General features: G+C 63.6%; 8 protein-coding genes. All 8 read right to left on the bottom strand.

Annotated features, from left to right (window positions below; genetic code table 11):
* The coding region (locus tag EOA22_RS15655) for a UDP-3-O-acyl-N-acetylglucosamine deacetylase (RefSeq protein ID WP_206521287.1) at positions 1-462 on the bottom strand (462 nt) is incomplete at its 3' end.
* A gap of 281 nt (positions 463-743) precedes the next feature.
* Positions 744-2,423 carry a cell division protein FtsZ gene (gene ftsZ, locus EOA22_RS15650; RefSeq protein WP_063168307.1) on the bottom strand — a complete coding sequence of 560 codons (1,680 nt, stop codon included), beginning with the start codon at positions 2,421-2,423 and terminating at the stop codon, positions 744-746.
* Between the two features lie 68 nt (positions 2,424-2,491).
* Positions 2,492-3,799 carry a cell division protein FtsA gene (ftsA, locus tag EOA22_RS15645; RefSeq protein ID WP_127390069.1) on the bottom strand — a complete coding sequence of 436 codons (1,308 nt, stop codon included), beginning with the start codon at positions 3,797-3,799 and terminating at the stop codon, positions 2,492-2,494.
* Complete coding sequence (locus tag EOA22_RS15640; RefSeq protein WP_063168308.1) at positions 3,796-4,737, bottom strand: cell division protein FtsQ/DivIB; 942 nt, start codon at positions 4,735-4,737, stop codon at positions 3,796-3,798. The genes ftsA and EOA22_RS15640 overlap by 4 nt, the downstream gene beginning before the upstream one ends.
* The gene (locus EOA22_RS15635) at positions 4,725-5,651 is read right to left on the bottom strand and encodes a D-alanine--D-alanine ligase (protein WP_013530960.1); all 927 of its coding nucleotides are present in this window, start codon (positions 5,649-5,651) and stop codon (positions 4,725-4,727) included. The genes EOA22_RS15640 and EOA22_RS15635 overlap by 13 nt, the downstream gene beginning before the upstream one ends.
* A gap of 392 nt (positions 5,652-6,043) precedes the next feature.
* Positions 6,044-7,009 carry a UDP-N-acetylmuramate dehydrogenase gene (gene murB, locus EOA22_RS15630; protein ID WP_063168309.1) on the bottom strand — a complete coding sequence of 322 codons (966 nt, stop codon included), beginning with the start codon at positions 7,007-7,009 and terminating at the stop codon, positions 6,044-6,046.
* On the bottom strand, positions 7,006-8,412 hold the full coding sequence (gene murC, locus EOA22_RS15625) for a UDP-N-acetylmuramate--L-alanine ligase (protein WP_013530958.1): 1,407 nt from the start codon (positions 8,410-8,412) through the stop codon (positions 7,006-7,008). The genes murB and murC overlap by 4 nt, the downstream gene beginning before the upstream one ends.
* On the bottom strand, positions 8,409-9,469 hold a 1,061-nt coding region (locus tag EOA22_RS15620; RefSeq protein ID WP_164755467.1), incomplete at its 5' end, for a UDP-N-acetylglucosamine--N-acetylmuramyl-(pentapeptide) pyrophosphoryl-undecaprenol N-acetylglucosamine transferase. The genes murC and EOA22_RS15620, both read right to left, overlap by 4 nt.

Genomic DNA, 9,469 nt, shown 5'->3' with positions numbered 1-9,469 from the left:
CCGAAACTCCGCCCACGAGGCGCCGTTCTCGATGCGGACCGGCTTGATGACCCTGATATAGCGGCGCTTGACCGAAAGCGTCTCGATGCCCGCCTGGTCGATGGCTTCGACGAACGCCATGGCGCTGCCATCGAAGATCGGAACCTCGGAACCGTCGATCTCGACAGCGACATTGTCGATGCCGAGCCCAAACAGCGCCGCCATGATGTGCTCGACCGTGGCGATATGCTCGCCGGCGGGATCACCAAGCATGGTGCACAGGTCGGTGGCGCCGACTTCCGAAACCAGGGCACGAAACTCGCGGCCCTGCTCGGCACCGTTGAAAAGCTGGAAAACGATGCCGGTGTCGGCATCCGCCGGCATGAAGCTGATGGACACTTCCTTGCCGCTGTGGACGCCGGTGCCGGTAAGCGACGCGCGCGTCTTCAATGTCGTCTGATAGTCGTGCAAGACAATCCCCATAAGCCCGTAATGCCTAGGTCCGCTTCTCCAGCCCGAGGGCGCGGCTCTTGTGTGAATCGGTTGGCAGGGCGACTTCCCCCGAAATCCCGGCAAACCGATGATGGTAGGCAGCGAAGATAATGTCCCGTCAGGGAGACTCCAAATCACGGTTTCTTACTCTGTGTAACCGCGAACTGGAATGGGTGCGACTTTGTAAGTTATTGAAATCACATCATTTAAAACGTTAACAGGCAAGCGATTCCTCGCTTGCCTGTTAACAAATGTTACAGTCCGTTTACCAATCAGTTGGCCTGGCGGCGCAGGAACGCCGGAATCTCCAGCTGATCGTCTTCCTGAGTCGTCCTCACCTGCGGCGTCAGGCGGCCCTGATCGTCGAGTTGGCCACGGCGCGGCGCATAGAGCTGCGCATCCTGGCTGGCGAGGCGGCGCACTTCGGGCGCCGCCTGGCGCAGCTTGGGCTCACGCGGCTGCGCCGGCTGCAGCCTTGCGGGTTCTTCCTCGCGGCGGGTCAGTCCGTTGGTCAGGCGCTTCAGCAGGCCCATCGGTCCGCTGTTGTTCTCGTGGTCCACCGGGCGGCTCTTGGCATCCACCTCGGCCTTGACGACCGGCGGAAAGTCCTCGACGCGCGGCATACGCTGAGGTGCCATGGCAACAGGCTGCGGGGCTTCGCGCAGCATCTCGCGCGGCTGCGGGGCCGGCTGCATCTGCTGGACCACCGGCTGCGGCATCGGCTGTGCTGGCGGCGCCTGGAAGATCTTGCTCTGTGGGCGGAAATCTTCTGCGTGAGCGACAGGAGCCGGGCGCGCCTGCGCCATCGCCGCGGCATTGGCTTCGGCCAGTTGGATGGCTTCGGCGACAGGGTCGACAGCGCGTGGCTCGTAGGCCGCCTGCTGAACAGGCGCCGGGCGAGCCTCCGCGATCTGAGCCGCCGGGCGGCTGACCGGCTTCGGAGGCGCCGTGCGGATCGAGATCGGCGCAGCGGCGATTTCAGCCGCCGATTTGTCGATGCCGGTGGCAACCACCGAGACGCGGATGACGCCTTCGAGTTCCTCGTCGAAAGTGGCGCCCAGGATGATGTTGGCGTCCTGGTCGACTTCCTCGCGGATACGGGTCGCCGCTTCGTCGACTTCGAACAGCGTCAGGTCGCGGCCGCCCGTGATCGAGATCAGCAGGCCCTTGGCGCCCTTCATCGAGGTTTCGTCGAGCAGCGGGTTGGCGATCGCCGCTTCGGCGGCGGCCATCGCGCGGCCCTCGCCCGAAGCTTCGCCGGTGCCCATCATCGCCTTGCCCATCTCGCGCATGACCGAGCGCACGTCGGCGAAATCGAGATTGATCAGACCTTCCTTGACCATCAGGTCGGTGATGCAGGCGACACCGGAATAGAGCACCTGGTCGGCCATGGCGAAGGCATCGGCGAAGGTGGTCTTGTCATTGGCCAGCCGGAACAGGTTCTGGTTGGGGATGACGATCAGCGTATCGACGCATTTCTGCAATTCCTCGATGCCGAAGTCCGCGGTCTTCATGCGGCGCTGGCCTTCGAAGTGGAACGGCTTGGTGACGACGCCGACGGTGAGGATGCCCTTTTCGCGCGCTGCGCGGGCAACGACGGGAGCAGCACCGGTGCCGGTGCCGCCGCCCATACCGGCTGTCACGAAGCACATATGGGTGTTGGTCAGGTGATCGAGGATTTCATCGATGCACTCTTCCGCCGCCGCACGGCCGACTTCCGGCTGCGATCCCGCACCGAGCCCCTCGGTGACGTGAGCGCCGAGCTGGATCAGGCGGCCTGCCTTCGACATGGTCAGCGCCTGCGCGTCGGTGTTGGCCACCACGAACTCGACGCCGCGCAAACCGGCGGTGATCATGTTGTTGACGGCATTGCCGCCGCCGCCGCCGACACCGAACACGGTGATGCGCGGCTTAAGCTCGGTGATGTCCGGCTTTTGCAGATTGATGGTCATTGTCTCCGTCCTTTGCCTTTCACGCCGCTTCGCCGCCGCGGCCGCCTATGGGGCTGTCCCCGTCAATTTTAGAAACTGTCTCTCAACCACTGACTCATGCGATGCAGTTTTCCGCCCGTTCCGGTCATTTTGAGACCGGAAATTCCTTTCGCCGGATGGCTCTCGAAGCTCGCCATCTGCGGGTAGATCAGAAGCCCCACCGCGGCCGAGAAGGCCGGCCCCTTCGCCGCTTCCGGCAGGCCGGCCACGCCGAGCGGGCGGCCGATGCGCACATTTCGTCCCAGAATGCGGCGCGCCGCCTCCGGCAGGCCGGCAAGCTGGCTGGCGCCGCCGGTAAGAACCACACGCTTGCCCACTGCATTGCCATAGCCGGACTTGTTCAGCCGGTCGCGCAGCAGTTCGAGCGTCTCGTCGATGCGGTCGCGCACGATGCGCGTCATCACCGAGCGCGGGATCTGCAAGGGCACGTCGCCATCGTCACCGATCGGCTGGATCGAGACCAGGTCGCGATCGTCGGCGCTGCCGGGCAGCGCCGAACCATGCATCACCTTCAGCCGTTCGGCGGCATCAAGCGAGGTCGACAGCCCCTTGGCCATGTCCAGCGTGACATGGTTGCCGCCGATGGCGATGGCGTCGCCATGGACGAACTTGCCTTCCGAAAACACCGAGATCGTCGTCGTGCCGCCGCCCATGTCGATGCAGGCCGCACCCATTTCCAGCTCGTCGTCGACCAGCGCCGCCAGCCCGCTGGCATAGGGCGTCGCCACCATGCGCTCGACCGACAGATGCGAACGGTTGATGGACAGCTCCAGATTGCGCATCGGCGCGGCGTCGCCGGTCAGCACATGCATGTCGACGCCGAGTGCGTCGCCGACCATGCCGCGCGGATCGCGCACGCCGCGTTCGGCATCCAGCGAGAAGCCGACGGGAAGCGAATGGATCACTTCGCGCTCGGCCTTCAGCGCCTGCTTGGCGCCTGCACCGAGAACGCGCTTGATGTCGGCCTCGTCGGCCTCGTGGCCGCCAAGATTGATGGTGGCGGAGAAGGCTTCGCTCTTCAGCCGGCCGGCCGTCATGTTGACGATCAGCGAATCAACCGTCAGCCCGGCCATGCGCTCGGCTGCGTCGACGGAAAGGCGGATGGCATGCTCCGCCCTGTCGAGATCGACCACGACACCCGACTTCACGCCTTGCGACTTCTGATGGCCGATGCCGATCACCTGGATCCGGTGCGAACGGCCGCGCAGCAGCTTGCCGTCATCGCACGGCTTGAGCTTGGCCACCATGCAGCAGACCTTGCTCGAACCGACATCCAGCACCGTCAGGGTGCCAGACCGGCGCGACGCGGCATCGCCAGGACTGCCAAGCCAGCTCATATCTTCGTCTCCGGCTTGCGCTTCAGGCTCTTGGGTTTCTCGTTGAGGGCGGCTTCGCGCTGCGTCGCCGCTTCCGCCGTCAACTGGACGACCAGCCGGTCCGTCAGGCGCATGTCGACGGCGGCGATGTCGCGCGACAGCAAACCGTTGTCATGATCCATCTTCACGAGTTCGGCGAGCGCCTGATCCTCGTCGTCCTCGGGAAGCTTGATGGTGATGCCATTGTCCAGCTTCAGGTCCCAGCGCCGTTCGCCGACACGGATATAACCTTTGATCCGGTTCGCGAGCTCGGGATATTTTTCGACCTTGGCCAGGAAATCGGGCGCGCTCGCCGGCGCGCCGGTGCCGATCAGCAGAGGCAGAAGCACCTGCTTGCCGCCCGAGAACGGCGCGATCATGGCGCCATTCTTCTCGATGACCGAAAGCTCGTCACCCTGCTGCCAGAGCGCGAAAGCCTCACGCTCCTCGACACGCACTTCCAGCGTATGCGGATAGACCTTGCGCACCGCCGCGACCTCGATCCACGGCAAGGTCGCAATTCGTTCCCGCGCGGCCTCGGCATTAAAGCCGATCAGCGACGTCCAGCCGTCGAGTTCAAGCCTGTCGAGTATATCGATTTCCGAGGTCTGGCGATTGCCCACCACCTTGACCTGATCGACGGCAAATCCGGTACGGGCGGTGATGCTCTGCACGATACCGTCGACATGACCGCCGAGATAGGCGCCATAGGCACTGCTCGAGAAAATCAGCACGGCCGACATCATGGCCGCGGAAAAGCGTGGCGCCTGGAATTCTCCGACACCGAGGCGCGCCATAATGCGCACCGGGCGGCGCAGCATCCGCGGCAGCACGAAATGGTCCAACGACAACGACAGGCCGAACAGCGCCGGACCGGCCGCGCCCCTCTCCCTACCCTGTCCCCATTTCAACGCAGACACGAAGCGTCCTCCACCATCCAACTCAACAAATCGCCAAACGAGTGCCCGGCATGGGCGGCGATTTCAGGCACCAAGGACGTCGGCGTCATACCCGGCTGGGTGTTGACCTCGAGCCAGACAATCTCGCCGTTTTCGGAATGCCGATCGTCATAACGGAAGTCCGACCGGGAAACGCCCCGACAGCCGATCGCTTGGTGAGCCTTGAGCGCCAGTGTTTGTATTTTTTGGTAAATATTCGGTGAAACTTTTGCGGGGCATTCGTGCTTTGATCCCCCGGCGACATATTTTGAATCATAGTCGTAGAAGGAATGGCCGGTCGGGATGATCTCGCAGACCCCCAGCGCCACATCGCCCATCACCGCGCAGGTCAGCTCCCTGCCGTGGATGTAGCGCTCGACCATGACGGTATCGCCATATTTCCACTCCGACGAGCCAAGAACCTGCGGCGGATGCGACTGGCCTTCATGCACGATGACGACACCAAAGCTCGAACCCTCATTGACCGGCTTGACCACATAGGGCGGCTTCATCGGATGCTTGTTCTGGATGGCGAAGCGGCTGGCGACCTTCGATTCGGCGACCACGATGCCGACCGACTTGGCAACCCGTTTGGCCTGCTCCTTGTTCATGGCCAGAGCCGAGGCGAGCACGCCGGAATGGGTGTAGGGAATGCCGAGATATTCGAGGATGCCCTGGATGGTGCCATCCTCACCAAAAGGGCCGTGCAGCGCATTGAAGGCGACATCGGGCTTGAGCTCGGCAAGCACGGAGCCGACATCGCGCCCGACATCGACGCGGGTGACCTGGTAACCTTCCTTCTCAAGCTCATCGGCGCAAGCCTTTCCGGAGGACAGGGACACGGGCCGCTCGGACGAAAAACCACCCAGCAGGACGGCCACATGCTTGTTTTTCATTCCCCGGCATCCCCTCTCTCACGGCGGACCAAAACCAGATTTTCCGCAACATTGAGTCAGAGTCTCCCGGCAGGTTGCCCCCCCAGACGGAAAACGCTGAAAACGCGTCGAACGACTCAAATCAGGAAACGCTTTCGAGCAGAGAATCAGAGAGTTGATTCACTGGCAAGTGCTTACGATTCCGAGAGATTCACTTTCTAAGAAAATGGATGCGAAAAGCGTGTCGTTGAGTCTTTGCGGCAACGGTCGCGGACCGTTTTTCGCCTCGTTGAAGTTCATGCATCACATGAACTTCAACGAGGCGCTAGGTGTGTCGAGATTCAGGTCAGGCCGAGTCGAAAACGATGGCTTTCGAGAACCGGAGCGGAGCATCACCTGAATATCAGCGCACCTTAAAGGAGCTGCCCGAGAAACTCCTGAACGGCATGCCCTGGCCGGAAATTGCCGATGCGCTTGATTTCCCATTGCAGCCGGATACCGGAATTCTCCAGCACCCGCGTGCGCACCGTCTCGCCGAGATATTCAAGGTCGTAGCCGGTCGCGGTTCCGGTGTTGATCATGAAGTTGCAATGCATCGGCGACATCTGCGCGCCGCCGATCATCAGGCCGCGGCAGCCCGCTTTGTCGATCTCCTTCCAGGCCGATGTGCCGTCGGGATTCTTGAAGGTCGAGCCGCCGGTCTTTTCGCGGATCGGCTGCACGGTCTCACGATGGTTCTGCACGGCCTCCATCGCAGCCTTGATGGTCGCCCTGTCCTCGGCAAAGCCTTCGAACACGGCGGAGGTGAAGATCAGCCCGGAGGGAGCCGCCGAATGGCGATAGGCGTATCCCATATCGGCATTGCTCAGCGTCTGCACATTGCCCTTGCGATCGAGTGCTCGCACTTCGATGACGCGCTCGCGCGTCTCGACGCCATTGGCGCCGGCATTCATTCGCAGCGCACCGCCGATTGCACCCGGAATGCCGTGGTAGAAATGAAAGCCGCCAATGCCGGCCTCGAGCGCCACCGCTGCGACGCGCTTGTCGGGGGTCGCAGCTCCCGCCTTGATCCTGATTGGCGAAATCACCTCGGCATCGCCGAAGCCCTTGGCCGAAAGCCGAATGACAAAGCCCTCGATGCCGCCATCGCGGACCAGAAGGTTGGAGCCGACGCCGACGACCGTCAGCGGTATCTCTTCGGGAACGGCTTTCAGGAACGCGGCAAGGTCCTCCTCATCGGCCGGCTGGAACAACGCTTCAGCCAGCCCCCCGGCACGGAACCAGGTGATCTTGTCCATCTCGGCGTTCGGCGTCAGGCGGCCACGCAGGCCGGCAAGCCGGTCGCCAAGTCTGTCGATCAGGGCCTGGCCGTGCCTCATGAGACGGTCCCGCCAAGCTCCTTGGGCAACGCATAGGCCCATTGGGTGATGTTGCCGGCTCCAAGGAAGACGACGAAATCGCCCGGCTTGGCCAGATCACGGACGATGGGCGCAATCGCCGCCGGGCCCTCGATGTAGCGCGCGTCGCGATGACCGCCGGCGCGGATGCGCGACACCAGCGCGTCCGAGCTGACGCCGTCGATCGGCTCTTCGCCGGCGGCGTAGACCGGCGCCACCATTACTGTGTCGGCGTCGTTGAAGCAGGTGGAAAACTCGTTGAACAGATCATGCAGCCGGGTGAAGCGATGCGGCTGGGCAATGGCGATGACACGACCCTGGGTGGCGCTGCGCGCCGCCTTCAGCACCGCCGAGATCTCGACCGGATGGTGGCCGTAATCGTCGAATATTTCGACGCCGTCCCACGAACCGGTATGGGTGAAGCGGCGCTTGACGCCGGCGAAGGACGACAGGCCCTTCTTGATCGCCTCGGCCGACAGGCCGAGTTCGTGCGCGACCGCGATTGCTGCCGTCGCGTTGGAGACGTTGTGACGGCCGGGCATCGGCAGGCGCAGGCCTGCTATGACAGTCTGGCCGCCGGTCTTGCGGTCGCGGATCACCACGTCGAATTCCGAAATGGCACCTGACATGCGGTGATTGGTAAAGCGCACGTCGGCCTGCGCATTCTCGCCATAGGTGATGACCCGGCGGTCCTCGATGCGGCTGACCAGCGCCTGCACTTCGGGGTGATCGGTGCACATCACGCCAAAACCGTAGAACGGAACGTTCTCGACAAACTGGCGGAACGCCTCGCGCACCTTGTCGAAGCTGCCATAGTGGTCAAGATGCTCGGGGTCGATGTTGGTGACGACCGCGATCTCGGCCGGCAGTTTCAGGAAGGTGCCGTCGCTCTCGTCGGCCTCGACCACCATCCATTCGCCGTCGCCCATGCGGGCGTTGGTGCCGTAGGCATTGATGATGCCGCCATTGATCACGGTCGGATCGAGCCCGCCCGCATCGAGCAAGGTCGCCACCATCGAGGTCGTCGTCGTCTTGCCATGCGTGCCGCCGATCGCCACCGCCTGGCGAAAGCGCATCAGTTCGGCCAGCATCTCGGCCCGGCGCACGATCGGCAGCAGCTTTTCGCGCGCGGCCTTCAGCTCAGGGTTGGATTTCTTGATCGCCGTCGAGACGACCACCACCTCGGCATCGCCGAGATTCTCGGCCCTATGGCCGACGAAGCATTCGATGCCCTTGTCGCGCAGCCGCTGCACATTGGCGCTTTCGGCCTGGTCGGACCCTTGCACCTTGTAGCCGAGATTGTGCAGCACTTCGGCAATGCCGCTCATGCCGATGCCGCCAATGCCGATGAAATGCACAAGGCCGATGGTCTGCGGCATCTTCATGCTTGCGTCCCCTTCCTGAAATCCGAAACGGTTTTTTTGGACGCAATAGCCTCTGTAAGATCGGCGAGCAACCGTGCCGCGTCCGGCCTGCCGGCCGATTTCGCACCCGCCGCCATTGCCGTCAGCCGATCGGGGTCGTCCATCAGCCCGCCGACAAGCGCTGCGATGCGTTCGGACGAGAGCGAGGATTGCGGATGCACTTCGCCGCCGTCGGCAGCGGCAAGGGCCGCCGCGTTCGCCGCCTGATCGTGATCGAGCGCATGGGGGTAAGGCACCAGCAGCGCCGGCCGGCCGATGACGGCGATCTCCGAGACGGTCGAGGCGCCGGAACGCGAGATCACCAGATGAGCGGCCGCCATGCGTGCCGCCATGTCGGTGAAGAAGGGCGAGACCTCGACGGCGACGCCAAGGGTGGCATAGACCGCCTTGACCCGCGCCACGTCATCGGCGCGCGCTTGTTGGGTAATGACCAGCCGTTTGCGCTGGGCGTCGGAAAGCAGCGCAATGGCTCCCGGCACGGCATCGGAAAAGAATTGGGCGCCCTGGCTGCCGCCAAAAACCAGCAGGCGGAACGGTTGATCCCCGGCAGATGCCGCATAGGCAGTCTTGGCCGCTTCCAGCACCGCAGGCCGGACCGGATTGCCTGTCGTCACCGTCTTGACCCCGGCTGCACTGCTGTCCTGCGGCAGGAAGCCGCCGGCGATCGCGTCGACACGGCCGGCCAGCGCCCGGTTGGCGCGCCCCATCACCGCGTTCTGCTCATGGATCAGGGTCGGTACCTTGCGCCGTGTCGCCGCGTAGAGCGGCGGCAAGGTTGGATAGCCGCCGAAGCCGACGACGGCATCCGGCTTGATCCTGGCGATGACGGCAGAAGCCTGGCGCACGCCGCGCCAGATTTTCCAGAAGGCACCAAGCAGGGCAAAAGGATTTTTCGAGCCCATCGTCGCCGACTGGATCGGGTGGACGGCAGCGGCCGGAAAATGCCCGGCGAAACGCTCGGCACGGTCGGCGGTTGCCAGGGGCACGGACCAGCCGCGATCGTCCAGCTCATGCGCCA

The organism is Mesorhizobium sp. M7A.F.Ca.US.014.04.1.1 (genome assembly GCF_003998745.1).
Taxonomy (GTDB): domain Bacteria; phylum Pseudomonadota; class Alphaproteobacteria; order Rhizobiales; family Rhizobiaceae; genus Mesorhizobium; species Mesorhizobium ciceri.
Note: the sequence above shows the minus strand (reverse complement) of the source record. Positions and strands in the feature narration are given on the sequence as shown.